Source organism: Microbacterium sp. W4I4, assembly GCF_030816235.1.
Taxonomy (GTDB): Bacteria; Actinomycetota; Actinomycetes; order Actinomycetales; family Microbacteriaceae; genus Microbacterium.
In genome coordinates, this window is sequence record NZ_JAUSXT010000001.1 from 1,910,688 (window position 1) to 1,937,089 (window position 26,402).

At 68.1% G+C, this 26,402-nt stretch carries 19 protein-coding genes and 3 tRNA genes; 11 read left to right on the top strand and 11 right to left on the bottom strand.

The features are described 5' to 3' along the window. Window positions 1-43: 43 nt before the first annotated feature. Window positions 44-1,423, bottom strand: a complete 1,380-nt coding sequence (locus QF046_RS09060; protein ID WP_307368779.1) for a M23 family metallopeptidase — start codon at window positions 1,421-1,423, stop codon at window positions 44-46. Between the two features lie 210 nt (window positions 1,424-1,633). Here QF046_RS09060 and QF046_RS09065 point away from each other — a divergent pair. From QF046_RS09065 to QF046_RS09075, 3 genes are all read left to right on the top strand, one after another. Continuing rightward, window positions 1,634-1,706 (top strand) — tRNA-Glu (locus QF046_RS09065). A gap of 27 nt (window positions 1,707-1,733) precedes the next feature. After that, window positions 1,734-1,807: transfer RNA gene (locus tag QF046_RS09070), tRNA-Asp, on the top strand. Between the two features lie 67 nt (window positions 1,808-1,874). Continuing rightward, window positions 1,875-1,947: transfer RNA gene (locus tag QF046_RS09075), tRNA-Phe, on the top strand. 174 nt (window positions 1,948-2,121) lie between these two features. Here the strand turns inward: QF046_RS09075 and QF046_RS09080 are convergent. Next, window positions 2,122-3,402 carry a type II toxin-antitoxin system HipA family toxin gene (locus QF046_RS09080; RefSeq protein ID WP_307368786.1) on the bottom strand — a complete coding sequence of 427 codons (1,281 nt, stop codon included), beginning with the start codon at window positions 3,400-3,402 and terminating at the stop codon, window positions 2,122-2,124. Then, a complete protein-coding gene (locus tag QF046_RS09085; protein ID WP_307368791.1) occupies window positions 3,399-3,695 on the bottom strand; it encodes a helix-turn-helix domain-containing protein in 297 nt (98 codons plus the stop codon). The genes QF046_RS09080 and QF046_RS09085 overlap by 4 nt, the downstream gene beginning before the upstream one ends. 264 nt (window positions 3,696-3,959) lie before the next feature. Between QF046_RS09085 and QF046_RS09090 the strand changes: the two genes are divergently transcribed. Further along, window positions 3,960-5,054, top strand: a complete 1,095-nt coding sequence (locus QF046_RS09090) for a MerR family transcriptional regulator (RefSeq protein WP_307368793.1) — start codon at window positions 3,960-3,962, stop codon at window positions 5,052-5,054. Next, window positions 5,051-6,235 (top strand): MFS transporter, encoded by a 1,185-nt coding sequence (locus QF046_RS09095; RefSeq protein ID WP_307368803.1) that lies wholly within the window; start codon window positions 5,051-5,053, stop codon window positions 6,233-6,235. The genes QF046_RS09090 and QF046_RS09095 overlap by 4 nt, the downstream gene beginning before the upstream one ends. Before the next feature lie 72 nt (window positions 6,236-6,307). On the opposite strand, the gene QF046_RS09100 is transcribed toward QF046_RS09095, so the two are convergent. Then, window positions 6,308-6,883, bottom strand: a complete 576-nt coding sequence (locus QF046_RS09100; RefSeq protein WP_307368805.1) for a nuclease-related domain-containing protein — start codon at window positions 6,881-6,883, stop codon at window positions 6,308-6,310. Window positions 6,884-7,000: 117 nt separating this feature from the next. Between QF046_RS09100 and QF046_RS09105 the strand changes: the two genes are divergently transcribed. Both QF046_RS09105 and QF046_RS09110 read left to right on the top strand, forming a co-directional pair. Beyond that, on the top strand, window positions 7,001-8,500 hold the full coding sequence (locus QF046_RS09105) for a deoxyguanosinetriphosphate triphosphohydrolase family protein (protein ID WP_307368809.1): 1,500 nt from the start codon (window positions 7,001-7,003) through the stop codon (window positions 8,498-8,500). A 2-nt stretch (window positions 8,501-8,502) separates the two neighbouring features. After that, entirely contained in the window at window positions 8,503-8,817 is a 315-nt protein-coding gene (locus tag QF046_RS09110) for a hypothetical protein (protein WP_307368812.1), read from the top strand. 73 nt (window positions 8,818-8,890) lie between these two features. Here QF046_RS09110 and QF046_RS09115 read toward each other — a convergent pair whose 3' ends face one another. The 6 genes from QF046_RS09115 to QF046_RS09140 all read right to left on the bottom strand — a co-directional run bounded on the left by QF046_RS09115 (window position 8,891) and on the right by QF046_RS09140 (window position 19,820). After that, entirely contained in the window at window positions 8,891-9,154 is a 264-nt protein-coding gene (locus tag QF046_RS09115; RefSeq protein WP_307368814.1) for a DUF6458 family protein, read from the bottom strand. A gap of 108 nt (window positions 9,155-9,262) precedes the next feature. Beyond that, complete coding sequence (locus tag QF046_RS09120; RefSeq protein ID WP_307368824.1) at window positions 9,263-9,907, bottom strand: hypothetical protein; 645 nt, start codon at window positions 9,905-9,907, stop codon at window positions 9,263-9,265. A gap of 72 nt (window positions 9,908-9,979) precedes the next feature. Further along, window positions 9,980-14,548: an LPXTG cell wall anchor domain-containing protein gene (locus QF046_RS09125; protein ID WP_307368827.1), complete on the bottom strand. Its 4,569-nt coding sequence runs from the start codon at window positions 14,546-14,548 to the stop codon at window positions 9,980-9,982. A 247-nt stretch (window positions 14,549-14,795) separates the two neighbouring features. Further along, entirely contained in the window at window positions 14,796-17,345 is a 2,550-nt protein-coding gene (locus QF046_RS09130) for a LuxR C-terminal-related transcriptional regulator (protein ID WP_307368829.1), read from the bottom strand. Between the two features lie 89 nt (window positions 17,346-17,434). After that, complete coding sequence (locus tag QF046_RS09135) at window positions 17,435-18,613, bottom strand: low temperature requirement protein A (RefSeq protein WP_307368833.1); 1,179 nt, start codon at window positions 18,611-18,613, stop codon at window positions 17,435-17,437. A gap of 19 nt (window positions 18,614-18,632) precedes the next feature. Next, complete coding sequence (locus QF046_RS09140) at window positions 18,633-19,820, bottom strand: glycosyltransferase family 2 protein (RefSeq protein ID WP_307368836.1); 1,188 nt, start codon at window positions 19,818-19,820, stop codon at window positions 18,633-18,635. A 143-nt stretch (window positions 19,821-19,963) separates the two neighbouring features. Here QF046_RS09140 and QF046_RS09145 point away from each other — a divergent pair, with 143 nt between their 5' ends. The 4 genes from QF046_RS09145 to QF046_RS09160 all read left to right on the top strand — a co-directional run bounded on the left by QF046_RS09145 (window position 19,964) and on the right by QF046_RS09160 (window position 25,304). Further along, on the top strand, window positions 19,964-22,258 hold the full coding sequence (locus QF046_RS09145; protein ID WP_307368838.1) for an ABC transporter substrate-binding protein/permease: 2,295 nt from the start codon (window positions 19,964-19,966) through the stop codon (window positions 22,256-22,258). Window positions 22,259-22,266: 8 nt separating this feature from the next. Further along, the gene (locus QF046_RS09150) at window positions 22,267-23,046 is read left to right on the top strand and encodes an amino acid ABC transporter ATP-binding protein (RefSeq protein WP_307368842.1); all 780 of its coding nucleotides are present in this window, start codon (window positions 22,267-22,269) and stop codon (window positions 23,044-23,046) included. Between the two features lie 41 nt (window positions 23,047-23,087). Beyond that, a complete protein-coding gene (locus QF046_RS09155) occupies window positions 23,088-23,351 on the top strand; it encodes a glutaredoxin domain-containing protein (RefSeq protein WP_307368844.1) in 264 nt (87 codons plus the stop codon). A 171-nt stretch (window positions 23,352-23,522) separates the two neighbouring features. Then, on the top strand, window positions 23,523-25,304 hold the full coding sequence (locus QF046_RS09160) for an aldehyde dehydrogenase family protein (RefSeq protein WP_373425756.1): 1,782 nt from the start codon (window positions 23,523-23,525) through the stop codon (window positions 25,302-25,304). Window positions 25,305-25,386: 82 nt separating this feature from the next. Here the strand turns inward: QF046_RS09160 and pip are convergent, their stop codons facing one another. Next, a complete protein-coding gene (pip, locus tag QF046_RS09165) occupies window positions 25,387-26,355 on the bottom strand; it encodes a prolyl aminopeptidase (protein WP_307368857.1) in 969 nt (322 codons plus the stop codon). Window positions 26,356-26,402 lie beyond the last annotated feature (47 nt).

Below are 26,402 nucleotides of genomic sequence, written 5' to 3' on the forward strand. Positions count from 1 at the left end.
CGGTTCGCACCGGGGGTTTCGTCATTCTGCGGGGCAGCGGATGCTAGAGAGCTCCGCGCGCCTGCAGGAAGGTGTAGGGGTTGGTCGTGCTGCCGTTGAGGTAGACCTCGAAGTGCAGGTGGCAGCCCTGGGATGCACCTGTGTTGCCGGCGTAGGCGATCACCTGTCCGGCGCTGACCTGCTGACCGTGCGAGACGGCGTAGCGGGCGATGTGCCCGTAGCCGGTCGCGACGCCGCCGCCGTGCTGGATGCGGATGTAGTTGCCGTAGCCGCCGTTGTAGAACGCGGCGTCGACGCGGCCGGAGTGAGCGGCGTAGATCGCTGCACCGCATCCGTTGGCGAAGTCCAGACCGCGGTGGAACGTCGAGCGCCACACGCCGTTGCTGAACACCGGAGGCCGGGAGCCGTAGCCCGAGGAGATCCGTCCGCCGTGCGGGCGGCGCCAGGCTCCGGAGCCGCTGCCGCCGGTTCCTCCGCCGCCACCGCCTCCGCCGCTGTTGTGATTCTTCGCGGCTTCCTCGGCTTCGCGGCGGCGCCGCTCCTCCTCCGCCTTGCGGCGACGCTCCTCTTCGGCCTTGCGCTTGCGCTCGCCCTCCTCGTACCCGGCGACCGTGGCGGCCGTGGTGTCCTTGAGGGCTGCGAGCTGCGCCTGGAGAGTGGTGAGGTTGTTCTGCTTCTCGTCGAGAGCGGCCTGCGCGGCGTCGGCTGCCGCCTGCGCCTGGACCATCTTCTCTTCGGCGACCTTCTGCAGGCGGTCGCGCTCGTCACGCGCACGCTTGGCCTGGTCGCTGAGGGACTGCGCCGAGTCGCGAGCGGCGGATGCCTTCTCTGCGACCGTGCTGCTGTATTCGAGCAGCTGGTCCATGCTGCCCAGGCGCGAGAGCAGATCGTCAGCGCCCTGGGATGAGCCGGAGAGGAAGACCTCGAGAGCGGCCTGGTCGCCGCCGTTGCGGTAGAGCTGCGTGGCGACCTGCCCGGCCTGGCGCGAGCTCTCGTCGGCGATCTTCGCCTGCTCGTCTGCTTGTTCCTGCCGCAGGTCGGCCTTGTCTGCGGCTTCGAAGTACGCCTGCTGGGCGACGTAGTACTCGTCGCCGGCCTTGCGCGCGGCGGCCTCGGCCGCGGCGGCGCGCTGGGTGAGAGAGGCGATGAGGTTCTGGATGCGGGTGATCTCGGTGCCCTTGGCGGCCTCGTTGGCCTTCGCGCGCTTGACGTCATCCCAGCTGGGATAGTCGGCGGCGTGGGCGACCTGTGCGCCGGCGGAGATGCCGAATGCGGTGAGACCCAGGGCGCTCATCGCTCCCACGGCGAACGCGCCGCGGCGGGTCACTTTGGAGGACGGCCAGAAGGCACGCTGCTCGTCGGGCGACGGAGCACAGCCGCAATCGTCGGATGCTATGGCATCCGCCTTGAGATGGTCGTTCACACGGACCCTTCCGCCGGTTTCACAAGTGCCACACTAACAACATTCGTCACATCCGCAACAGATGACCCCTCCGTCTTCGGGCACAGGGGGTACAGCCATCGTCCTCCCGAAACGCCCGGGAAGGAAGAAGACCCGCCCTCGATTTCGTTTTTCGCGGAGATCTCCCTTATGCTTGAGCGTCGGCAAGGGAAACCCCCAGGGAGTCTCTGCGGCCCCATCGTTTAGCGGCCTAGGACGCCGCCCTTTCACGGCGGTAGCACGGGTTCGAATCCCGTTGGGGTCACTCTTACCGATACAATTTAAAAATCATGGCCCTGTAGCGCAGTTGGTTAGCGTGCCGCCCTGTCACGGCGGAGGTCGCGGGTTCAAGTCCCGTCAGGGTCGCTCTGAACGATGAGCCTTCTTTCGAGGAGGCTCTTCGTCTAGGACGCGACAGGCTCGCCGGTCGCGCGGCTCTGTAGCTCAGTTGGTAGAGCGTTCGACTGAAAATCGAGAGGTCACGGGATCGACGCCCGTCGGAGCCACACGGATGATCATTACAATCATCCCAGAAACCCTCGCCTAGCTTCTACATGGCGGGGGTTTTGCTTTGCCCTGGTGCTGCAGATCTGGGTCCCTGAGCCTGTCGAAGGGCCTGGTCGTTGAGCGTGACGAAACGCGCTACCCAAGAGGTCTGTGCCGGTGGATCCATCCCTCGGTCATGAGTGCGCCTCGCCCATGAGTGCGCGCCTGGCTCTGCGTATTGCATCCACGCCGGCAGCGAAGGAGTCCACGAACCGCAACAGTGCCGCGCTCTTCACGCCATTGCCAGTGGCGACGTCGCGCCAGGAGTGCAGCGCATCCTCGATGCGCTGCAGTTCGCTGTCCGCATCCTCGACGCTGAGCCGGCACGCTACCGCGAGTTCGCGCAGTCCATCGGCTGCGGTGCGCACATCGTCTGAGCCTGCGACGGAGGTCTGCCGGACCTTCGCCTCGGGAGTGGGGTTGATGTCGAAGGCGGGGCTCAGCACCCATCCACCACGGTGCCGGAGGAAGCCATGGTTGCGGAGGTGGTCATCGGTGTTGTTCAGTCCGACGCTGAGAGCAGCCCTGCGAAACAGCTCTCGCGCATCGTCGCTGGCACGGGCGCTCACCTCGGGAAGATGCTCAGCGATATCGACGTAGTCAGCCCTCTCGCCGTCGCGACGCTCGAGCATCGTCATGGCACTGATGTAGCCGATCCGGCGCGCATCGTGAGTCCTGTCGAATCGCTCCAACAGCAGGACATGCCTGCCTCCGACGCGGGTGAGCGTGTGCCGGGCGGCATTGATGCCCGCCGCAGAAGCGAGATCGAGGGCAGTCGCTTCCCAGGCCATGACGTCCCATTGATCCTCGTGATGCGGGAACTTCGCGATCAGCTGGCGATCATCCTCTCCGACCACAGACGCCTTGGGTCGAGCCCCGCCCAGCGAGCCCGTACCGGCCGACAGCAGCGCTTTCACAGCGTCGAAGTCATCGTCGTCGCCGTCCTGCGAGACGGCGTCAGAGGCGCGCAGGAGTCGGGGCAGGCTCAGCAGCTTCGGTACGCCGTGTCCGGCGCCGAGGAACACCGGGTCATCGTCCGTGCGGAAGCGCAGAGCACCCTGCCGGGTCGCATCGCTGACGCCGGCAAGGAAGTCGGCGTCGTCGAGCGCGCGCGGACGCCGCGATTCGTCGAGTGCTGCCGCGCGCTCGCGCGCCGCGATGAGGCGGCGGCCCCAGCGATCCGGGGCGCTGTCGCTGAACGCCCCCGGGAGTCCGGCGAAGACTTGCTGACTTCCGGAGACGAGGTCCAGCGCCGGGTCCAGAGCATAAGCACGCGGATGCGCAAGATACGAAGACTCGTACTGGAAGGTCGAGGATGCCAGTTCGCCACGGCTTCGGTGCAGGTGCACGCGTCCGGCGAAGAGGCTCTCGCCCTCGACGTCCACGTGCACCTGGAGAGTGTCGGGATGGATCATCGCACGCGTTTCCTCTCCAGGAGTCCGGCGCGGGCGCGGCCCAGATCAGTCTTCAAGGGGTCGAGGGACTCGGCGATCGTGTCGAGAATCCCGAGGGCACGCGCGACGCGCAGCACGACATGGAACGCGACGGAGGGATCGCCGTGCTCGAGCTTGCGGAGCGTGGTGCGGGAGATGTCGGCGCGGTCTGCGACCTGCGTGGTCGTCAGCCCGAGGATCTTCCGCCAGCCGGCGAAGTGTTCGCCCATCTCAGTGGCGGCGCGGGCGACCTTCAATGGCAGATCGTCCGGCATGGCTGTCTCCTCATCTGACGTAATGATCAGTAACATGTTCAGTATCGCATGTACTGGTTATTATTGCGACCGCTATCCGCAACGATCCATTGTGAGCCTTACCCTGGCATCCCTCGTCAGCAGGCACAGCGTGCGGCGCTGCCCGGGGAAGGCTGAGAAGCCAGCGCACTCCTAGGACGGCACGACGTGCGAGTCAGCCACCCCGACACCCCACGACCACACCCTGCTTGACCTTCATCCTGGGTGAGAGTCGATCATGAGTCCATGGACGATTTCCGCGAACCCGAGCGGGGGCGGCAGACGCTGCAGATGATCGGCGACTTCGCGCGGGCGGTGGGCCTCAGCCCGAGCGCGCTGCGCGAGTATGGAGAGAGCGGACTGATCCCTCCGGCCACGGTCGAGGAGCGCACGGGATACCGTTACTACTCCCTCGATCAGCAGCAGCGCGGCATCTGGATCCGTCGGCTCCGAGACGCCGGGCTTCGCCTGGACCGGATCCACGAGGTTCTCGACGGCTCCCCCGCCGTCGCCGATGCCGTGCTCGATGACTGGCTCGCCGAATCCCGCCAGCGGACCTCCTCACTCTCCGACCTGGTGGACGATCTGAAGCTCAGCCTGCGCGCGCATGCCGGCGAGCATCCCGCACGGCGGACCTCGGCATCCTTCGACGCCGCCGTGCTCGCCTCAGCGATGGGGCAGCTGGGCCCGTCGACGGGCCACGACGACGCGTTCGACACCGTGCTGGTGGAGCTGCACCCGCATGCGGCGACCGTGGCATCCACCGATCGATTCGTCCTGCTCGCCCGCACCGACGTGCCGGCGCGCGTCGACGGCCCGCCCGCGCGTGTCTGCCTACCCGTCGCCGATACCCTGACGTGGCTGCGCGGACGACGGAGCGCAGAGCTCATCCTCGAGCAGCCCGTCGGTCGCGAGCATCGCACCCGCGAACTGCACATCGCACTGCGCGATCCCGACGGCGGAGAACTCGGGTGGGACTCCCCCACCGATCTCTTCCCCGACGTGCACAGAATCATCGCCGCGGCCGGCCCCACTGGCCGTCGGGTCGCCTTCGCGCGCGATGATCTGCGGATGCTCGTGGACGGTGCGGATGCCGACAGCATCCGCCTCGTCACCGACGAGGCGCGCGCCCGTCTGATGATCGGCCGCCGGACCTCGCACGGCACCGCCTCGGGACCGGATGCCGATCTCGAGCTGTCGAGATCCGCCCTCGCGCGCGTGGTCGAGGTCGCGGCAGAAGGAGAGATCACCTGCGACGTCGGCCACCAGGACGAACCGTTGCTCTGGAGATCGCCGCGCCAGCCGGACTTCGCGGCGATGATGATGCCGCGCATGGCATGAGTCGCCTGCGGATGCCGCGCGGATTCACCGCGTGGGTCACGGCGTCGATCGGCGCCGAGCTCGGCGCGGGTGTGCTCGCCTTCGCGTTGACGTGGGTGGCGTCCGGTCTCGGGCCGAACATCGCATCCGCTGTGCTCACCCTCACCGTCGCACCCTCGGTCGTGCTCGGCCTGTTGGGCGGGGTCGTGGCGGACCGCTTCGGGCCTCGACGCGTCATGATCGCCGGCACGCTCGCACTGCTGATCATCAGCGCCGGCACGGCCGTCGCCGTCGCTCTCTGGGGCGCACCCGCACCGCTTCTTCTTCTCGTGGCGGTGCTGATCGGCACCGTCTCGGCGTTCCACCGGCCCGCGGCCGGCGTGTTCCCACGGCTCTTCGTCGACGATGACGCGCTCGGCGCCGCGATGGCGCGAGCGGGAATGGCGAGCCAGCTCGCCCGAACGGTCGGGCCCCCGCTCGGCGGCCTGCTGATCGGCCTGATCGCGCTGAGCGGCGTCGCCCTGCTCGACGTCGCCGGATGCACGGTGATGCTCCTCACCCTCCTGCTCATCCGTCCACCCCTGGAGCGTGCGCCCGCGCGCGACACCGCCACGTTCCGGGGCATCGCCGAGGCGATGACGACCGCGCGTCGCGCCGGAGGCGTACCGGCGCTGCTGGGCGCGGTCGCCATCGTCGCGGGCGCGGTGATCCCCGCCGTCGTACTCGGCATCCCGCTCGCGGCGCGCGAGCGCGGCTGGACCGCCGCCGAAGCCGGCATCATCGAAGCCGGCTGGATCGCCGGAGGCCTGGTCGCGGGAGCCTGGTACGCGTGGCGGGGAACCGCATCCGTGGCCTGGCGCCCCATGACGGCGGGCCCGATCATCGTGGCCGCGGGCCTCGGCATCCTGGCACTCGCGCCCACCTGGACCTCAGCGATCGCCGGTACCGTCGTCGTGGGCGTCGGTGTGGTCGTCTTCACCGCGCACCTTTTCCCGACGTACGTGCTCCTCGCACCGACAGCGATGATCTCGCGTTTCCAGAGCCTGCTGATCCTCGCCCAGCAGGCACCTCAGCTGCTCGCGACCCCTCTCATCGGGGTGGCCGTCGCCGCCTTCGGAACCGGACCGATGATCGCCTCATCCGCACTGCTGGCCGTCGCCGCATCACTGGTCGTCGGCAGCGACGCCTCCCTGCGACGTTAGGCACCTACAGTTCCTCGAGCATCATGGCCATCATCCGTGCTGGGGCCGAGGCGCCTGTCCGTCGCGCGACCGTCAGGCGATGGGGAACCTCGCCGCCAGCAGCGCGTGCACGCGCTCGGGATCGAATCCCTCTATGGCCGCCGACGCCGCGATCCGCTTCACCAGCAGGCCCGGCCACAGCACGGCGAGTCCGTCCACCGAGAAGCTTCCGCCGAAGAGCGGCCAGTCGGCATCGAGGAAGCAGAGCACGCCGTGGACGGGCACCTCCTCGGCATCCACCCCGCCCGAAGCAACAAGCACCGACGTGACGAGCGCGACCTGCTTGTGCACGCCGTCGACGAGCTTCGTGCCGTCGCGCCCGCCGGTGCGCAGGCTCTCGACCCGAGGACGGAAGATGCCGCCCGCGACCTCAAGTGCAGGGCGCTTGTTGCTGTACCGCTTGGCGTCGACGATCCACACTCCCGACGGCGCGACGACGATGTGGTCGATGTTCGCGCGCGTACCCGGGATGCGCCGATCGTTGAGCACTCGGACCGACGGCGGGAGCTCGCTCAGGGTCGCTGCCAGCCTCTCCTCACCGATCGCGCCGCGCTCCCAGACCCTCGTGCTCTGAGGTTCATCAGTGAGCGCAAGGATCAGACCGCCCACCGCGAGACTTCTCTTCCAGCGTGAGAAACCACGTCTGCGCGTACGTCTCATGCGGGAAGTGACGTCTCGCGAGGACAGTGTCGAGCTGCACGACCCCACCCATGCCACACTGATTTCATGGCCGAGCAGCAGACCTCCGACCCCCGCCAGGCGCGACGCCTGCCCGAGACGCTCGACGAGTTCCAGCAGGCCGAGGGACATCCGAATTTCCGGGTGGACATCGAGCGCATCCGCTTCTCGCCCTACTATTCGCGGCTCTCCGCCGTCACCCAGGTCATCTCGCAGACCGGCGCAGGCCTGGCCGTGCACAACCGGCTCACGCACTCCATCAAGGTCGCCGCCGTGGCGCGCGCGATCGCCACGCACTTGTCCACCCGCACCGACGAAGCCGCCCGCATCGTCACCGAGCTCGGCGGCGCGCACCCCGTCGTCGTGCAGGCCGCCGCGGCCGCACACGATCTCGGCCACCCGCCGTTCGGGCACCTCGGCGAATACACGCTCGACCGCATCGCCCGCACCCGGTTCGGACTGAGCGAGGGCTTCGAGGGCAACGCCCAGACCTACCGCATCCTCACCCGCCTCGACGAGCACGACCGTCCCGGCGTCGGCCTCAACCTCACCGCAGCCGTCCGCACCGCCGTGCTCAAGTACCCGTGGCGGCGCGGAGAAGGCGGCAAGCGCCGGGGAGGCGCGAGCAAGTTCAACTATTACGCCATCGACGAGCAGGATGCCGTGGCCGCGGCATCCGCCTACCCCCTGATCGAACCCGGCCAGCAGAGCGTCGAATGCTCGATCATGGACATCTCCGACGACATCGCGTACTCGCTGCACGACCTCGACGACTTCTACCGCGCCGGCCTGCTCAACCAGGCCACGCTCTCGGCGGAGTTCCGATCCTGGCATCGCGATCTCGCCAAGCTGCGCGCTGCCGACGTGGCGACCCTCGCCGCCGACACGCGGACCCCGGGGCACTCCCTCGAGCTGCTCTGGCGGCGGCTCCGGGACAAGGATGCCTGGATCGCCGACCCCGATGCCTTCAGCGGCGCGGTCGCCAAGGTCTCGGCCGAGGTGATCGACGGTCTGGTCGCCGAGCCCTTCGACGGGTCGCTGGCCAGCGAGCGCTCCCTGGCCCGTTTCACCACCGGCTGGATCGCCCGTCTGCAGTCCTCGGTCGAGGTGCACCGGCATCCCGACATCCGGTCCGGGCACGTCAGCCTGAACCGCCAGGCCTGGCATGAGGTCGCGGTGCTGAAGTTCCTGCACGAGCGGTTCATCCTCGAGCGCCCCGACCTCACCGTGTACCAGCGCGGGCAGGCCGGGATCCTGGAGCGGCTCGTCGAGGGCTTCACCGCCTGGCTCGACGACCCGCGCGACGCCCGCCGCGCCCCGCGCCGCCTGATCGACCTGGTCGACCTCGCGGTCGACGACTATCGCCGGCTGCGACGGGAGGCACCACGCCTGGTCGGTCCGCGGACGGACGCCGATCTCGATTCCCTGGCGCGCGGTCGCGGCATCATCGACTACGTCGCCTCCTTGACCGATTCCCAGGCCATCTCGTTGGACGCGCTGCTGGCCGGACACACCGAGCGGCTCTGGGATGCCGGACAGGGACTGTGACGATGAGCGCTGACACACCGAGCACGGACAACACGAACATCCGCCGCATCGAGCTCACCCTGCGCAAGCCCTGGCTGAAGCTCTACGCCGGCATCCGCCCGACCCTCGTCATCCGGGGCCATGGCCAGCCGACCCAGTGGGGGCACGGCACCTGGCAGGTGCCCGCAGACGAGACCGTCACACTGGGTGTCTTCCTGTTCAACCGGATGTGGCGCTTCGGCGAGGCGGAGATCGCGATCGAGCCCGGCCGCACCCCCGCGATCACCTATCGGGCACCGGTGCTGCCGTTCGGCCGCGGACGGATCCGCGCCGACTGAGATGCCCGAACGCGCAGAACCGGCCGGGTCAAGATGACCCGGCCGGTTCCGGAATGTCAGACGACCTCGGGTGTCAGACGACCTCGTCACCTGCGCCGGGCTCACGCACCGTGCGGCGCGTGGCATTGCCACCGTCGGCAGAGCCCTCCGTGCGGGTGACGACATCGGTCCTGCGACGACGTGCCATCAGGATGATGCCCACCAGGAAGACGACCACACCCGCGCCCATGAGGATGTAGCCGATCAGGTCGAGATCCGCCCACTCGACCTGGATGTTCAGGGCGAAGGTGAGGATCGCGCCGATCACGAACAGAACGACTCCGGTACCGATGCTCATGGCATGCTCCCTTTCGTACACGCGGGGCCTGAATGCCCCGTTGCGCCCTCAGGCTAGTCGATGCACGCGACGGTCAGGAAGGGCTTGACAACGTTCGGCCGGAGTCCGTCATCCCGCGCTGGCCGCTGCCTCTGCGCGCGCTCGGCGTCGCCACCACCACAGTCCACCGCCGCCGAGCAGCACCACCGGCACGGCGATCACCGCGATCAGGCCGAGGTTCACGGTGGACTCCTCCACAGCATCCACCGGGATGGGCCGCGGCGTGTCGGCCACCCCGTGAATCGACGCGGCGTGGGCGGTGCGAACCAGCGCACGCTCCTGATCGCCGACGAACGCGCTCAGCACCGAAGTGACCCGCACCTCGCCGTCCGGTATCGACCCGATGACGACATCCGCTTCCCAGGTCTGCTCCTGCGCTGCGCCGAGCGTGACCTCCCACGTCAGGTGCGAGCCCTCGACGTCGCCATCAGAAGCATCCGCCACCGACACGTACGGGGGAAGCTCGAGCACGGTGCGAACAGGGACCTCGACGGTTCCCGTGTTGGACACGGTGGCGGTGAGCGTCACCTCGTCTCCCGAACGGACGACGTCCTGGTCCGCGGTCAGAGTCACCGAGAGCTCTGCCTGTGCGGATGATTCGGATGATTCGGTCCCCTGCACTGCGGAGGCAGGAAGCGGTGCCGCCCAGAGAATCGGGGCCGACAGCAGCGCGGCCAGCACCGCCTTCGACAGCGTGCGGCGATGAATGCGCATTCAAGAACTCCTTTCACGGAAGGAGGCGGGCCGGTCTCCGAGGAGTACCGACCCGCCTCTCACCGCGTGATGTCAGATCGCTTCGCGACGACGCCGGATGAGGATCAGAGCCAGACCCGCGAGCAGTGCTGCCGCACCGCCGACGAGACCCACCAGGTTCCACTCCTGCCCGGTCTGCGGCAGCGTGCCCGGCCGGTCCACGGTCGTGGTCGTGCCGCAGGCATCGTCATCCGCACCCGTCAGGCAGTTTCCGCCTGCCGGGGTCACGATCACGTTCTCCAGCTTGCCGTCTCCGGCGCCGGCGGCTTTCACCGTGACCGAGTAGGTGATGGTCGCCGAGGCGCCCACCTCGAGGGGGCCGGCCCAGGTCAGCCTCGGAGCCGCATACAGGGCGCCGCCCGTGGCATCGTCGTTGAACGACGCGTCGTCCAGCACCGCCGACATGTCGTCGGTGAAGGCCGCCGGGCTGTCGTCCGTGTAGGCCGCCTCGCCCGTGTTCGTCACGACCACGGTGTACGTCACCTTCTCACCGGGCTTGACGCTGTCGGTGCTCGCGGTCTTCGTGACCCCGAACGAACGCGTCGGCGTGTCGGTGAAGCAGCCATCGGGCTCCGTGCACGCGCCGGACGGGTCCGGCGACGACACCACGTTGCGCAGGTGCTGATCACCAGTCGTGTGCGCCCCGACGGTCACCGTGTAGGTCACCGTCTTCGTCGCACCCACCGGCAGCTCGAGCGCCCAGGCGAGCGTCGGCTCGGTGAACACGGCACCGTCCGTCGCGTCGCCGTTGTAGACGGCGTCATCCAGCACACCCGACAGATCGTCCGTCAGCACGGCCGGGTCTGCTGCCGTGTACGCCGCGGCGCCGGTGTTGCGCGCCGTGATGGTGTACACGACCTCGTCACCCGGGTTCGCGACCGACGTCGACGCGAGCTTCTCGAAGGCGAAGGCCTTCACGGGGTTCGAGGTGCCGCAGACGTCGCAGTCACCGCCGGGACCCGTCGGGACCACGGCGTTGGTCAGGATGCCGTCGCCCTGGCCCACCGGGTTGACCGTGACCGAGTAGGTGATGGTGATCGACTCGCCCGCGGCCAGCTCACCGGTCCAGCTCAACACGTCGCCGGAGACGACCGCCTCCCCATCGGCATCCTCGTTGTACGTCGCATCATCGAGAACCTTCGACAGATCGTCCGTGAAGGATGCCGGGTCGGCGTCGGTGTAGTCGACAGCGCCCACGTTCGCGACGACGACTCGGTAGGTCACGGTCTGACCGGGACTCACGTCACCGGCCGGATCCGAGCTCTTGGCGAGCGTGTACCCGCGCACGGGGTTCTCGGTGATGCAGTCGCCGTCGCATGTCGACCCCGGGACCGTGCCGATCACGGCGTTGCGGATCTCTCCGTCTCCGCTGCCCGCCGCACCGACGGTCACCGAGTAGACGATCTGCACGGACTCGCCTGCCGCGAGCGGACCGGCCCAGGTGAGAGCCGAGCCCGCGACGGATGCGCCGCCGGTGACATCGTCGTTGTAGACGGCGTCATCGAGCACACCCGACAGGTCGTCCTCGAACGATGCCGGATCCTGGGCGGTGTAGTCGGCCGTGCCGCTGTTGCGGGCGGTGATGGTGTACGTCACCACGTCGCCCGCCTGCACCGGACCTGTCGCCGAAGACGTCTTGCTCAGCGTCAGCGTGCGGACGGCCGTCTCGGTGATGCAGTCCTCGACCTGCTCGCACACGCCACCGGGGCTGGCCGGACGCACGGCGTTGCGAACGTTCCGGTCGCCCAGATCGGGGTCGTTCACGGTCACCGAGTAGGTGACCGTCTTCGTCTCCCCTACGGCGAGGGCGCCCTCCCACGAGAGGGTCCCGCCGCTGAGGGTGGCTCCGCCCGTGGCGTCGCCGTTGTAGGCGGCGTCATCGAGCACACCGGACAGATCGTCCTTGAACGACGCCGGCTCGGCGGCGGTGTAGTCGACCTGACCGGTGTTCGAGACGGTCACGGTGTAGGTGATCGTCTCGCCCGGCTCGACCTCGGACTCGGATGCCGTCTTGACGACCGTGTACGCCCCCGAGGGGATGCGCACGTTGCACGCCACGTTGTCGGTACCGGCGGGGCAGTCACCGCCGTTGGTCGTGATGACCGCGTTGTTCAGCCTGCGGTCACCACCGGCGGAGGCGTCTCCGACCGTCACCGAGTAGGTGATGGTTCGGGTCTCGCCCACGGCGAGAGCACCGGACCACGACAGGGTCGGGTCGGCGAAGACGGCACCACCCGTGGCGTCGCCGTTGTACGACGCGTCATCGAGCACCTCTGACATGTCGTCGGTGAGGGCGGCCGGGTCAGCGGTCGTGTACGGCGCCTTACCGGTGTTGCGAATGCTGAGCGTGTAGGTGATCACGTCACCGGTCACGACCTCGGTCGCGTCGGCGGACTTCACCACGCTGAACGATTGCACGGGAGTGGTGGTCGAACACCTGACGCATTCGCCGAGCTCACCGGGCACCACGGTGTTGTCGAGGGAACCATCACCCACGTTCCGGTCGCGGACAGTCACGGAGTAGGTGATGGTGGCCGTCTCGCCGACCTCGAGAGGTCCTGCCCAGCGCAGCTGCGCCCCGCTCACGGTCGGCGCATCCGACGACGTGCTGCCCGAGAAGGAGACCGCAGCATCGCCGTTGTAGGCGGCATCGTCGAGAACCCCGGTGAGGTCGTCGACCACAGTGGCCGGCGTCTCAGCGGTGAAGGGCACGTTGCCCGTGTTCGCGACCTCGATGGTGTACGTGAGCGTGTCGCCCAGCTGCACATCATCAGCCGATGCCGACTTGGTGACCGTGTACGCCGGCTGGGGGCAGAGGGCGCTCGGACGCATCTGCGCCAGGAAGCCCTCGAATCCGGGACCGGACTGGATCTGGACGATGATCGTGTTCAGACCGGTCTTCCAGTCGCTCGCCAGTGTCGTCTGCGCGGCGTTCTCCAGAGCGAAGCCGCCGTAGTAGTACGACCCGGTCTTGAGCACGTCACGAGGCGGGGTCAGCGCAGTCTGCGGCAGGCCCGTGGTCTTGCCCGACTGGGCGATGCCGTTCACGAAGACCTCCGCGACGGTGTTGTCCGCCAGGAAGTTCATCGACAGCGCGAACTTTCCGGCATCCACACCGTCATCGAGCTGGAACTGGTAGCGGTAATACCAGTCGCCGGACGCGGGCCCCTGGGAGGGGTTCGCGATGGTCTCGCGCGAGATCCACTGCGCGTTGCCGTAGGGGCTGGCCGGCCAGGCACCCGGCGCCATGTTGCCGACGTTCGCGCGCGCCCAGCTGGTGTCTGCCGGCGGCGGGCTGACGGTTCCCGTGGCAGGGAGCATGGGCGAGACCTGCCAGTTCGCGTCCTTCGCGTTGTCCGGCAGGATGCCGCCGCTCGCTGCGCTGTAGCCGGTGTTGAAGCGGTTGCCGTCCGCCGCGCAGGTCACCAGCGGCACCAGCGGCATCGTGTGATCAGAGGTGTTGTTGGCGCTCACCAGGTCGCGCTCGTTGCCGGCGACGGTCGCGGTGTTGGTCACCGTGCCGCTCGTCGCACCGCTGGGAGCCGATGCCGTGACGGTGTAGATCGCAGACGCTCCCACGGCCAGGCGGCCGCCGGTGCAGGTGAGAGTGCCGGCGGTCACGGTGCACGCGCTGTCGGGGGTGGTTGCGCCGGTCAGTGGTGCGGGGATCGTGTCCTTGACGATGTAGCCGCTCGAGACCCCCGGCCCGTTGTTGGTGACCGTGAGCTCATAGGTCACGGAGCCGCCTGCTCCGACGCTCTCCGGGCCGGACTTGGCGATCGCGAGATCCACAGGCGCACCCGGGCTCGAGGCGCCGTCGTTGTTGCTCGAGGAGGGCCCGGGCTGGGTGGACACCAGGGTGAAGGTCGGAGTCGCCGCAGCGGGCGAGGCCACCGCCACCTGCAGGACGGTGCCTGCAGCGTTGAGGGAGAAGCCGAGGTTTCCGTTGCCGTACGTCCACGCCGCGCCCGCGGCTTCCATGTTGCCGCCCGGCAGAGCCAGTGGCCAGCGGAGGGTGACGCCGTTCAGCGGGTTCGTGCGCGTGATCGCGCCGTTGCCGAAGGACCAGAGGTAGCCGTTCAGGAATGTGAAGTCGGCACCGACCATCGCTGCGCCGGTCAAAGTCTGCCTGCTGACGATCGCGCCCGAAGTGGTGTTGATCTTGAGGATCTGATTGTCGATCTCGATGTAGTAGAAGCCGTCCGCTCCGAAGGCTCCGCGCAACGATGCGCCGTACGTCTGCGTTCCGACGCGCGTGACGACGCCGTCCTGGCCGATCCGGAGCAGCGAGCCAACGGGGATGGCGGCGCTGGTGCCGATGCCGCCGATGGCGTAGATGTAGTTGTCGACGGTGTTGTAGGCGATCGCGTTGTAGTTGATCGCAGATGCAGGACCCTCGTCCTGGAAGGTCACCGTGCCGTCGCTGCCCACGACCGAGGTGAAGAGCTGTGTCGGCGATTTCTGTGCGATGAACACCAGCGGCGTCGCCGGGTCGAAGGCATCGCCCGCTGCGGCGGACGCGGGGGCGGCCGTCATGAACACGCCCGTGCCCAGCGATGCTGTCACGACCACCGTCGCCATCAGCCTCGCGAGCAGGCTCATCCCGCGTCGTCGCCCTTGATCACTGCGGTGATCTTCTCGGAACTTGCTTCTTGACACGCTCGAATCCCCTCCGGTGGCGCCCTCGACGGGCGACAGGTGCATGCTGTTGCAGCCGAGTCAATCAGCGGCCAGGCGGCGGTGATCGGGGGGCCTGAGAAAATCACCCTCTGCGGGGCGCGGAATCACCCTTGATCTGCACGACATCACCCCATCCGAGGGGCCCGCCGAGCGACCTTCACCCCGTGGATCACCCTCGGGGGTCGAGATACCCCGCGGCCGCGGCGCGCTCCACCGCCGCGACCCGATCCGCGACGCCGAGCTTGCGATACAGGGCTGCGAACTGCGTCTTGACAGTGTTGATGGAGACGCTGTGACGTCGCGCGATGTCGACGCGACTCAGGCCCTCGGCCAGGCTGCGCACGAGCTCCTGCTCACGGTCGGTCAGGTCGACGTAGCCCACCGTGCCTGAGAAGACATCCCTCGCCGCGGCGTATGCGCTGCGGGCCGGGTCCGGAATCCCGAGATCCTCGAGCCGTGCGGCCGGGACCAGGCGCAGGGCCCGCCACGCCCCCGTGCGGCTCAGCAGCTCACGGATCTGATCGCCGACTTCATCACGACGCGGATCGCCATCCTTCCCGCGGGCGCCGGCCGCGAAAAGGATCAGCAGCGCGTTCAACCGCTCGCGCTCCGTCAGCCCTGTAGACGACAGTGCCCGGCGAACGGTGACGGCCGCCTGTGCGGGGCGGCCTGCGAACAGCTCGACGCGTGCGCGGGCGATGATCACCTCCGAGGACTGCATCCGCAGGACGCTGACAGCACCCATCGCCGCACGGACATCGCCTCGCGCCAGGTGCGCGTCGACGCCGAGGATGTCCGTCAGCGACCTGGCGACGCTGCCCGGCTTGGGGCGGTGCCGCTGCACGACCCCGTTCAAGGTCGCCGCGGCGACCTCGGCGCATCCGAAATGAAGCTCGGTCAGCACGACCAGCTGCATCGCGAACGGCCACAGCTCCAGATCCGGCATCCGCGGCTCGAGTTCCCGCATCGCCGAACGCGCGGCGGACTCATCGAGACGATCGAGTGCCCGCATTCCCTCGGCGATCACCGCGCCCGCGCTGCCCAGCGGGGCGCCCCACCACTGCTCACCGGATCCATGCCGATGGTGGTCCAGCCAGGCCTGAGCCTTGGCGGCGTCGCCGCGCACGGTGTGCAGCAGTGCGAGGTTGGCAGCGGAGTTGGCCTCCACATAGCTCGGATGGTCTTTCGCCGTGCGCCAGGCCGATTCGTAGAGCACGGCTGCTCGCTCGAGCTCACCCGCCAGCGTCCAGCTGAGAGCATGCTGCATCTCGAACTGCGCGTGCAGTGCCTCATGACGTCTGATGTGTCCGACCCGGGCCTCGATGTGCTCGCCGTACTCCAGCGCCTCGCGGATTCTTCCCCGCAGCCGCAACCTGATCATCTGCCCCGCGCCGAGGAAGAGCACCTCGGCATCCGACAGACCCTGCGCCCGTTCGGGCGTCAGATCCACAGGAGCTCCGATCGTGCCCAGCACGCGACGATCGCCCTCAGGTGCGGGTACGTCGGGCATGACCCTGGTCATCGCGAGGGTGTGCGCCAGCGACGTGTTCTGCTCGAGCCGCGCCGCGGGCAGCAGGGCGATCGCCGCCGCCAACCGAGCGGGATGACGACCGAACAGACCGAGGACGTTGTCGGCCCACAGCCTCTGCACGAGCACGTACTCATCGGCCGCGCACGCGTGCTCGAACGCGTCCATCGCCGCATCGATCCCGGGGCGAAGCGAGTACCACTCCGCGAGACGCCGGTGGAAGTCCCGCGCTTCTGCAGGCCGCGTCGTCCAGAGGTCCTCCGTGAGAACGCGTCGTACCGTGGCCGGTATCCGCACTTCGTAGCCGGTGGTGTCCTTGTGCAGGAGCGTCGTCCGAACGAACCCGTCGAGCGCGGTGGGCGGCAGCACGTCTTGGGAGTCCGCGATGAAGCCGTCGTCCAGCCGGGAGACGAGGCCGACCTTGGCGAGCACACCGGTCCAGTGATCCTGCGCCTCCGACAGCACCTCCCGGATGTGGTCCTCCACGTACTCGGGGCCGAGGCCCTGCTTCTGTGCCAGGATCGCCAGTCGAGACGGGCCGAACCATCCGCCCAGATCGCGCAGCAGCCGATCGGACTCCCCGTCCGGCAGTGAATACCCGAGCGACAGGGCGAGTCGTTCGAGGCCACCGGCATCGAGCAGGAGTTCGTTCATGCCGATGGTGACACTCTGGCACTCCGCAGCCGCACGCGAGGCGAAGCGGTGCTGACCGCGCGTGATGAGCACCAGATGGAGGTTGGAGTGGGAGTTGACGAGGGTGATCAGGTCGCCCGCGAGGGAGGTGTCCGTGAGGTGATGCAGATTGTCGAGCACGATGTAGACCCGGCGGTCACTGCGCGCGTCCAGCGCCTCGGAGAGCGCCACCAGCACCGGTATCCGCTCGCTTCCCCCGTCGAGTGCGCCGGCCTCGACGAGACGTCGCCGCAGCAGGTCGAGGAGCAGATCACGATCGGCGAGGTCGCTGATCAGGCTCAGCCACACCACTGCATCCTGTCCGGCGGACCTGCGCAGCCACCGCGCGACCGCGGTCGTCTTGCCGGAGCCGTCGATCCCGCTCACCACGGTGACACTGGCTCGCGTCTCCAGCAGGCCCTCCGCGTCGGGTCGCTCCAGCGCGGTCGATGGGATGCGCGGGATCGCGCTTTCCCGAGATGGCGACGACGCCTCGATGGCTGACGGACTCGCAGTCATTGTGATCCCCTCCGGAGATCACGTTAGCGCCAAACCACGACCCCGGGATCTCGGCATATCACCGTCTCGCTGAGCGTGACGGGCGCCGATCAGGCCACCGTCCTGTGCACCGGAGGGCGGAGCACCAGCACCACGACCACCGCGACGAGGATCACCGCGGTCAGTGTGACCGGCACCGGCAGCAGCGGGTCGAGCAGCACGAGCACCGCACCCAGCGGAACCACCGTGTTCACCACGCGGTCGGCGTTCTCGCGGATCGCGACGAACCAGATGCCCAGCAGGAAGACGGCGATCGGGATGCTGGTCGCGAACGACACCGCCACCGGGTCGAGGTCCGTGTGCCCGGTGAGGGCATCGATCTGCACCTCCACCCCGGCGGAGAACGCAGCGGCCGCCGCGAACACGAAGTAATGGGTGTATCCGTATCGCAGTGAGCGCCACATCGTGGAGATGGCCGCGTGGTGCGGCGGCCAGAAGTAGATCCACCACATCCCGGCGGCGGAGATCAGCGCGACGATGGCGATCCAGATCAGGGGGCCGAGCGAGTCGACCTCTTCGCGGACCCCGATGACGGCGGCGGCCGAAGCCAGCAGGCTCTCACCCAGCACGATCAGGGTGAACAGGCTGTACCGCTCGGTGATGTGGTGCGGATGCCACGGCGTCTGCACGCGCCGCTCCGCGATGACGGGTACGGAGATCTCGGCGAGCATGAGCACGACGAACACGAGCAGCCGCGCCGAATCGGGCACGAACAGGAAGCCCACCCACAGCGCCTGGATCACGGCGATGCACCAGGCGTAGGCGAGGGTCGTACGGCGCCCGTCGCCCGCGCCGCGTGCGGCTCGAAGCCACTGCACGATCATGGCCACGCGCATCACGATGTAGCCGATCACCACGACGGAGAAATCGGGGTGATGCTCATCGAACACGGGTCCCACACCGGCCGCCAGCACGACCACCCCGCCCATCTGCACGATCGTGAGCACCCGATAGAGCCAGTCGTCGACGGCGAAGGACGTCGCGAACCAGGTGAAGTTCATCCACGCCCACCAGATGGCGAAGAAGATCATCAGGTAGGACACGATCCCGGACGCGGCGTGCCCCTCGGACAGTGCGTGATGCAACTCGGACGACGCGGTGCTGACGGCGATCACGAAGACCAGGTCGAAGAACAGTTCCAGCGAACTGGCCACCCGGTGCGGTTCGTTCGGATCTCGAGGCAGCATCCGCTGCAGTCGGAAGCGCGTCCCCGGTGCGTTCTCGTTCACCGGGCAAGAGTAGCGCGCGTCACAGCTCGCCCGGACGCATCGCCTCCGCATCGATCGCACGGATGATGCGCGACGCCGCCGTGTCGGTCGGCATCTCCCCGGCATCCGCCTTCCGCCGCCTCGGGGCGTACACGACCAGCGCATGGAAGAGGAAGCGCGCGAAGAACGCGACCACGAGCGAGATCGCCGTGGCGATCACGCTGGAGATGTGCCAGGTCTCGACCATCAGCGCCATCACGGGGATGCGCAGCGCCGCCTCGACGGTGTTGAACGAGGCTGATGCCGCGAACCGCACCCAGAGTCGCGAGGCGTCGTGCCGCTCCTCACGGAACACGAACAGCTCCTGCAGCACGAAGTTTCCGACGATGGTGACGGCGGCGCCGATGATCGCGGCCAGCACGTAGTCCACGCCCAGATGCGTCAACAGCCACATGATGCCGATGTTCGCGACCGCGCCGATGCCGCCGATCAGGGCGAACAGGCCCATCTTGCCGAACCGCAGTCGCGCGAGGTGCGCGAGGAAGGTCGCCCCCTGCCGCAGACCGGCCTTCGAGGTGCCGTGACGGCGCTCGTCGAACGCGAGCGGCACCTCGGCGATGCGCAGCTCGCGCCGCTCGCCGCCGCGCACGAGGATCTCCAGAAGGATCTTGAATCCCTGGGGATGCAGCTCGTCGAAGTCGATGCGGGTGCGGTCCACGAGGAAGAAGCCGGTCATCGGGTCGGTGCTGCGCCACAGCCGGCGCAGGAACATCGCCTTGGTGACGGCGGTCGCGGCCTTCGAGACTCCGAAGCGCACTGCGGTGCCCAGCCCCGTGGAGTCTCCCCCGCCGATGTAGCGCGACGCCGCGACGACATCCGCTCCCCCGTCGGCGTAGCGGGCGAGCAGCGCCGGAAGAAGCTCCGGCGGATGCTGCAGATCGCCGTCCATCACGATGCACACGTCGCCGCGCGCTTCTGTCAGCCCGACCACGACCGCGCCACTCAGTCCACCGGTGTTGTGCTCACGGTGGATCACACGGACGGGAAGCGAGGCGGATGCCGCCACACGGATGACCTCGCCGGCGGTGTCGTCGGAGCTGTCATCGATGAAGAGGATCTCGGCGTCGACTCCGGCGAGCGCGACCGCCGTGCGCTCGACCAGCTCGGCGACGTTGTCGCGCTCGTTGAAGGTCGGAATGATCACGGTGACAGTGCGGGGGGCGCTCATGTGCTCCCCCTCATCCGGTTCATGCGACGCGGGAACAATCGTGCCATCTTTCACTGTGCGCCGAGTCACCCTTGCCTCGTTCGGAGCGCCCGATAGGGTGGCACAGGCCAGGAAACACGGTCGACGACGACGAAGAGGACTCCATGACTCTGCTCAGACAACCGGCGAACTGGTGGCGCGAGAACCGTCTCCCGCTGCTCGCGAGCATCACTGCGATGTTCATTCTGCTGTTCACGATCGGCGGCGCCGTCGGCGTCGCGAACGCGGCCACCAAGCCCGCCGCAGCCGACGACGGAGTGAAGGGTCAGACCTTCACGATCGCCACCGACACGACCTGGGCTCCCTTCGAGTTCCAGCGCGACGGCGAGCTGCGCGGCATCGACATCGACCTGATCAAGGCGGTCGCGAAGGATCAGGGCTTCGACGTCGAGATCGACGTCCTCGGCTTCGACGGCGCCCTCGCCGCGGTCACCGCCGGGCAGGCGGATGCCGTGATGGCAGGCATGTCGATCACGAAGGAGCGGCAGAAGACCTTCGACTTCTCCAACCCGTACTTCGACTCCGGCATCCAGATGGCGATCGCCTCGAGCGACACCTCGATCTCCGGCTACGAGGACCTCAAAGGCAAGTCCGTCTCGGCCAAGACCGGCACCGAGGGCTTCGCCTTCGCCGAGAAGCTCGGCAAGGAGTTCGGCTTCACCGTCACAGGCTTCCAGGACGCCTCCGACGCCTACAACGACGTGACCGCCGGCAACTCCGCCGCAGTGTTCGACGACTACCCGATCCTCGCCTACGGCATCGCCACCGGAAACGTCGCGCTGAAGACCGTCACCGACCAGGAGAAGGCGTCCAGCTACGGCATGGCCGTGAAGAAGGGCGACAACGAGGCGCTGCGCAAGGCGTTCAACACCGCCCTGAAGAACCTCATCGAGGACGGCACCTACCAGGGCATCCTCGACGACTACCTCGGCGACAACGCTCCCGATGCGACCGGCATCGGCGGCGGCAAAGCCGTGCTCGGCAATGACCAGCTCGACCCGGGCAAGCCCGGCGAACTGCCCAAGAACCCCGCGTTCGCGACCGATGCACCCCAGACCAACGGCTCCTTCACGATCGCGACCGACACCACGTTCGCGCCGTTCATCTACCAGGTGGGCGGCAAGGACATCGGCATCGACATGGATCTGCTGCGCGCGATCGCCGCGAACCAGGGGTTCACCGTCGAGATCAAGACGCTCGGCTTCGACGCCGCGCTGCAGGCGGTGACGGCCGGACAGGCCGACGGCGTGATCGCCGGAATGAGCATCACCGACGAGCGCAAACAGGTCTTCGACTTCTCCGACCCGTACTACGAGTCGGGCGTGCAGATGGCGGTGTCCAAGGACAGCGACGTCACCTCGTACGAGGACCTCAAGGGCAAGAACGTCGCGGTCAAGACCGGCACGGTCGGGTACGACTTCGCCAAGCAGCTGAGCGAGCAGGTCGGATTCACGATCAACGCGTTCCAGGACTCGGCCGACATGTACAACGACGTGGCCGTCGGCAACTCGGCAGCCACCTTCGAGGATGCACCGGTGCTGCAGTTCGGAATCGCCTCGGGTGCCGTCCCCCTGAAGATCGTGACCGATGCCGAACCCGGCTCCAACTACGGCTTCGCCGTGGCGAAGGGCGCCAACGCCGAGCTGCTGAAGATGTTCAACGACGGCCTCCAGAACGCCAAGGACACCGGCGCCTACCAGCAGATCATCGACCGCTACCTGGCGATCGATGACACCGAAGCGGTGGACAACTCGTTCTGGACCCTCGTGAAGACCTCGATCGGCCCGCTGTCGCATGGTCTCGTGCTCACGCTGCTCGCGACCGCCCTGGCGATCGTGTTCGCCATGATCCTCGGCATCGTGTTCGGCATCCTGAAGCTGTCCACCAACCCGTTCCTGCGGATTCTGGCCGGCGCCTACGTCAACATCTTCCGCGGCACCCCGGTGCTGGTGCAGGCGTTCTTCTTCTACTTCGGCGTGCCGGCCGTCACCGGTCAGCCGCTGGACGCCCTGACCGCCGGTGTGATCACGCTCTCGCTGAACGCGGGTGCGTACATCACCGAGATCGTGCGCGGTGCCGTGCAGGCCGTGGACCCCGGACAGATGGAGGCCTCGCGCTCGCTGGGCCTCGGCTGGGGCGCTTCGATGCGCCGCGTCGTGATGCCTCAGGCGTTCAAGATCATGACGCCGAACCTCATCAACCAGTTCATCATCACCTTGAAGGACACGTCGCTGCTGTCGGTGCTGGGCTTCGCGGAGCTCACCTACCAGGGCCGCATCGTGATCGCCTCGACGTTCCGTTCGTTCGAGATCTGGATCATCGTCGGTGCGATGTACTTCGTGGTGATCTGGCTGCTCACGGTGCTGTCCAACTGGGTCGACCGTAAGTTCAACAAGTAGGGATGATCATGACGAACAATGAACCGACCTACACGCGCCCTGTCACGACCACGTCGGGCGACCCGATCGAGGTGCGCGGGCTCCACAAGTCGTTCGGCAAGAACCATGTGCTCACCGGCATCGACCTGACGGTCGCCAACGGCGAGGTCGTCGCCGTGATCGGCCCCTCCGGCTCGGGCAAGTCGACGCTGCTGCGCTGCCTGAACCGGCTGGAGGAGGTGACCAGCGGCGAGGTGCTGATCGTCGGCGAGAACATCGCCGTCGCGAAGGGCAAGCAGCTGGACGCGGTTCGCCAGCGCGTGGGCATGGTGTTCCAGCACTTCAACCTGTTCCCGCACATGACGGCGCTGGAGAACGTCTCGCTGGCGCCGATCGAGCTGCGGATGCAGAGCAAGGCCGAGGCGCGCCAGCGCGGCGTCGAGCTGCTCACGCGGGTGGGCCTGGCCGACAAGGTGGATGCCAGGCCGGCATCCCTCTCCGGTGGACAGAAGCAGCGCGTGGCGATCGCGCGGGCCCTGGCGATGAGCCCGGAGATCATGCTCTTCGACGAGGCGACCAGCGCGCTGGACCCGGAGATGGTCGGCGAGGTGCTGCAGGTGATCCGCGACCTCGCCGCGTCCGGCATGACCATGGTGTTGGTCACCCACGAGATGGGCTTCGCCCGCGAGGTCGCCGACCGGGTGGTGTTCATGGCCGATGGCAATGTCGTCGAGTCGGGTGCACCGGCCGACATCTTCGACCACCCGAAGGAGCCCCGCACGCAGGACTTCCTGTCCAAGGTGCTCTGATCCCCACGCCCCACCCAGCACGGCGGCCTTAGGCTGGATGCATGACCACCCCCGCATCCGACACCATCACCATGTTCGGCGCCGAATGGTGCAGCGACTGCCGCCGCACCAAGAAGCAGCTCGACGAGCTCGGCATCGAGTACGCCTACATCGACCTCGAGGCGGAGCCCGCCGCTGCCGACGTCGCCAAGGAGATCTCGGGTCGTACGAATATCCCCGTGGTCGTGTACCCCGATGCAAGCCACCACGTCGAGCCCTCCAACGCCGACGTCGAGGCCAAGCTGCGCGAGCTCTCCCTGATCTGAGCGAGCCGCTCCTCGCGAGCCACCACGCAATCACCGAGCCACCAGGCAGATCGCCGCGATTCGCCTGGTGGCTCGGCATTTCGATGGTGGCCCGACGTTGATGAGGGCGCACGCACGTGGAACTCAGTCCCACCACGCCGTAGGCTGGGTGCCATCCCGAAGGAGACGATGATGACTCAGGATGCCGCAGTGACCACCGCGCAGGATTCCGCCCCGAAGGGCGCAGCATCCGCTCCCCCCGCGCTCGACGACGACGAGCGCGCGGCTCTGGACGCGGACATCGCCCTGCTGCAGCAGGGATCGCGCACCTGGGCGAGTCTGACCGTCGCCCAGCGCGTCACACTCCTGCACGCGCTGCGCGTCAGCGTCGCCGCGGTGACTGAGGACTGGGCGAACACCGCCGCCGATTCCAAGGGCCTGCGGCCCGGTCATCCGCTGCGCGGGGAGGAGTGGCTGAGCGGTCCGTACTCGGTGCTCGGCGCGATCGACGCCTACGCCGACACCCTCACCAGGCTCGCGGCCGGGCAGAGCGCTCTGGAGGGCGTCGGCATCGGCCGAGCGCCCGGCGGTCGCACGAAGATCGACGCCTTCCCGCTGACCGGCATCGACCGGTTCCTGCTGTCGGGCTTCACCGGCGAGGTGTGGCTCGAGCCCGGCATCACCCCGAAGACCGCACGCAGCGCCGCCGGCCTCGCACAGCTGACGCCGGCGGCATCCGGTGGCGTCGGCCTGGTGCTCGGCGCGGGCAACATCACCTCCATCCCCGTCCTCGACGTCGTCTACGAACTGCTCGCGCACAACCGCGTGGCGCTGCTGAAGGTGAACCCCACACAGGATGCCCTGGTGCCCGTGTTCGAGCGGGCGCTCGCCCCACTGATCGAGCCGGGCTTCCTGCGCATAGTGCGCGGCGGTCCCGCCGTCGGCGCATACCTCACCGGGCATCGCGACCTCGTGCACGTGCACATCACCGGGTCCGCCGCCACGTTCGACACGATCGTGTGGGGCCAGGGACCGGCGGCGCGCCGTCGCAGGCGCGAGAACCGGCCGCAGTTGAAGAAGCCGATCACCGCGGAGCTGGGCGGCGTCTCGCCCATCATCGTCGTACCAGGCGAGTGGACCGATGCCGACCTCACATTCCAGGCCGAGCACGTCGCGACCATGCGACTGCAGAACGGCGGGCACAACTGCATCGCCGGCCAGGTCGTGATCATCTCCTCCGACTGGCCGCAGGCCGAGCAGTTCCGTGCCGCGCTGCGCCGTGCCTACGCGGGCGCCCCGGAACGACCGATCTGGTACCCCGGATCGCCCTCGCGGATGCGACAGGCGGGCGAGGACTACCCGGATGCCCTGGTGCTCGCCGACCGCCTGCTCGTCGAGATCGAGTCGGGCGAGGATGCCGCCGCCCTGCAGACAACGGAGTACTTCGCGCCCGTGCTGGGCGTCGTCGAGGCCCCCGGGATCGGTCAGACATTCCTGGACGCCGCCGTCGCGCACGCCAACGATGAACTGCAGGGCACCCTCGGCGCCAACGTCATCATCGACCCCGCAACACAGCGGTCACTGGGCGCGGGGTTCGAAAGGGCGATCGCCGAGCTGCGCTACGGGTCGATCGCGATCAACGCATGGACCGCGGTCGGTTTCATCACGCCGACGCTGACCTGGGGCGCGTTCCCCGGCAACACGATCGACGATGTCGGCAGCGGCATCGGGGTCGTGCACAACGCCCTGCTGCTCGATCACGTGGAGCGCTCCGTGGTGCGCGGCCCGTTCCGGCCGTTCCCGCGCTCGCTGCCGGTGCTCAACGGCGGCGGCCGGATGACGATCCTGCCCACACCGCCGTGGTTCGTCACGGCGCGCACGGGCGCGAAGGTCAGCGAGGGCCTGACGCGCTTCCGCGCCGACGGCGGCATCCTCAGCCTCATCCGCACGCTCATCCAGGCGCTCCGCGCCTGACCAAGCCCGTCTATATGGCGCAACGCGCCCCGAATCGTCTCGAATCAGGGCGATTCGCGCCATATAGACGGGCTCTGTGGGGTCAGGGGCGCGTGGCGAAGCGGTCGGTCGCGGCGCGCAGCGCGTGGGCGATGCCGGGTTCGGTTGCCGAGTGCCCGGCGTCGTCGACCACAACGACCTCGGCCTCGGGCCACGCCTTGTGCAGATCCCACGCGGTCATGATCGGCGTGCACACGTCGTAGCGCCCCTGCACGATCACGGTCGGGATGTCGCGGATGATGCCGGCGTTGGCGATCAGCTGGCCCTCCTCGAGCCAGCCCCCGTTGATGAAGTAGTGGTTCTCGATGCGCGCGAACGCCGTCGCGTGCGTGGCGTCCGTCGCCCCGGCGACGCGCTCGGCATCCGGGCGCAGCGTCACGGTCGACGCCTCCCACTTCGTCCACGCGACCGCCGCCGGCACGTGCACGGCAGGATCCGGGTCGAAGAGCCGCCGGTGGTACGCCTCGATCATCCGGCCTCGCTCCAGCGGCGGGATCACCGACTCGTAGTCCACCCAGAGGTCGGGGAAGAGGGCTGCGGCGCCGCCCTCGTAGAACCACTCCAGCTCATGGCGACGCAGAGTGAAGATGCCGCGCAGCACCAGCTCGCTGACGGCATCCGGATGCGCCTGCGCGTACGCCAGCGCGAGAGCGCTGCCCCAGGAGCCGCCGAACACCTGCCAGGTGCGGATGCCGAGGTTCTTGCGCAGCAGTTCGATGTCGGCGACCAGATGCCAGGTGGTGTTGAAGCGCAGGTCCGCGTTCGGGTCGCTGGCGTGCGGGGTGCTGCGGCCGCAGCCGCGCTGGTCGAACAGCACGATCCGGTAGACCTCCGGATCGAAGAAGCGCCGCTGCCACGGAGAGGTTCCGCCGCCCGGGCCGCCGTGCAGGAAGACGACGGGCTTGCCGTCGGGATTTCCGCTCTGCTCCCAGTGGATGCGATTGCCATCACCGACGAGCAGGTCGCCCGTCTCATACGGCTCGATAGGCGGATACAGTCCGTCCAGTTCCATGCTTCACTCCCCCGAGTCACCCGTGGATCGGGCACCATCACCGTATC

What these genes read in the sequence shown, in the direction of transcription:
- QF046_RS09080 (WP_307368786.1), bottom strand. Translation starts at nt 3,402, where the DNA reads ATGATCCATCCCGACACTCTCCAGGTGCACGTGGACGTCGAGGGCGAG.
- QF046_RS09085 (WP_307368791.1), bottom strand. Translation starts at nt 3,695, where the DNA reads ATGCCGGACGATCTGCCATTGAAGGTCGCCCGCGCCGCCACTGAGATG.
- QF046_RS09090 (WP_307368793.1), top strand. Translation starts at nt 3,960, where the DNA reads ATGGACGATTTCCGCGAACCCGAGCGGGGGCGGCAGACGCTGCAGATG.
- QF046_RS09095 (WP_307368803.1), top strand. Translation starts at nt 5,051, where the DNA reads ATGAGTCGCCTGCGGATGCCGCGCGGATTCACCGCGTGGGTCACGGCG.
- QF046_RS09105 (WP_307368809.1), top strand. Translation starts at nt 7,001, where the DNA reads ATGGCCGAGCAGCAGACCTCCGACCCCCGCCAGGCGCGACGCCTGCCC.
- QF046_RS09110 (WP_307368812.1), top strand. Translation starts at nt 8,503, where the DNA reads ATGAGCGCTGACACACCGAGCACGGACAACACGAACATCCGCCGCATC.
- QF046_RS09115 (WP_307368814.1), bottom strand. Translation starts at nt 9,154, where the DNA reads ATGAGCATCGGTACCGGAGTCGTTCTGTTCGTGATCGGCGCGATCCTC.
- QF046_RS09120 (WP_307368824.1), bottom strand. Translation starts at nt 9,907, where the DNA reads ATGCGCATTCATCGCCGCACGCTGTCGAAGGCGGTGCTGGCCGCGCTG.
- QF046_RS09125 (WP_307368827.1), bottom strand. Translation starts at nt 14,548, where the DNA reads ATGAGCCTGCTCGCGAGGCTGATGGCGACGGTGGTCGTGACAGCATCG.
- QF046_RS09130 (WP_307368829.1), bottom strand. Translation starts at nt 17,345, where the DNA reads ATGACTGCGAGTCCGTCAGCCATCGAGGCGTCGTCGCCATCTCGGGAA.
- QF046_RS09140 (WP_307368836.1), bottom strand. Translation starts at nt 19,820, where the DNA reads ATGAGCGCCCCCCGCACTGTCACCGTGATCATTCCGACCTTCAACGAG.
- QF046_RS09145 (WP_307368838.1), top strand. Translation starts at nt 19,964, where the DNA reads ATGACTCTGCTCAGACAACCGGCGAACTGGTGGCGCGAGAACCGTCTC.
- QF046_RS09150 (WP_307368842.1), top strand. Translation starts at nt 22,267, where the DNA reads ATGACGAACAATGAACCGACCTACACGCGCCCTGTCACGACCACGTCG.
- QF046_RS09155 (WP_307368844.1), top strand. Translation starts at nt 23,088, where the DNA reads ATGACCACCCCCGCATCCGACACCATCACCATGTTCGGCGCCGAATGG.
- QF046_RS09160 (WP_373425756.1), top strand. Translation starts at nt 23,523, where the DNA reads ATGACTCAGGATGCCGCAGTGACCACCGCGCAGGATTCCGCCCCGAAG.
- pip (WP_307368857.1), bottom strand. Translation starts at nt 26,355, where the DNA reads ATGGAACTGGACGGACTGTATCCGCCTATCGAGCCGTATGAGACGGGC.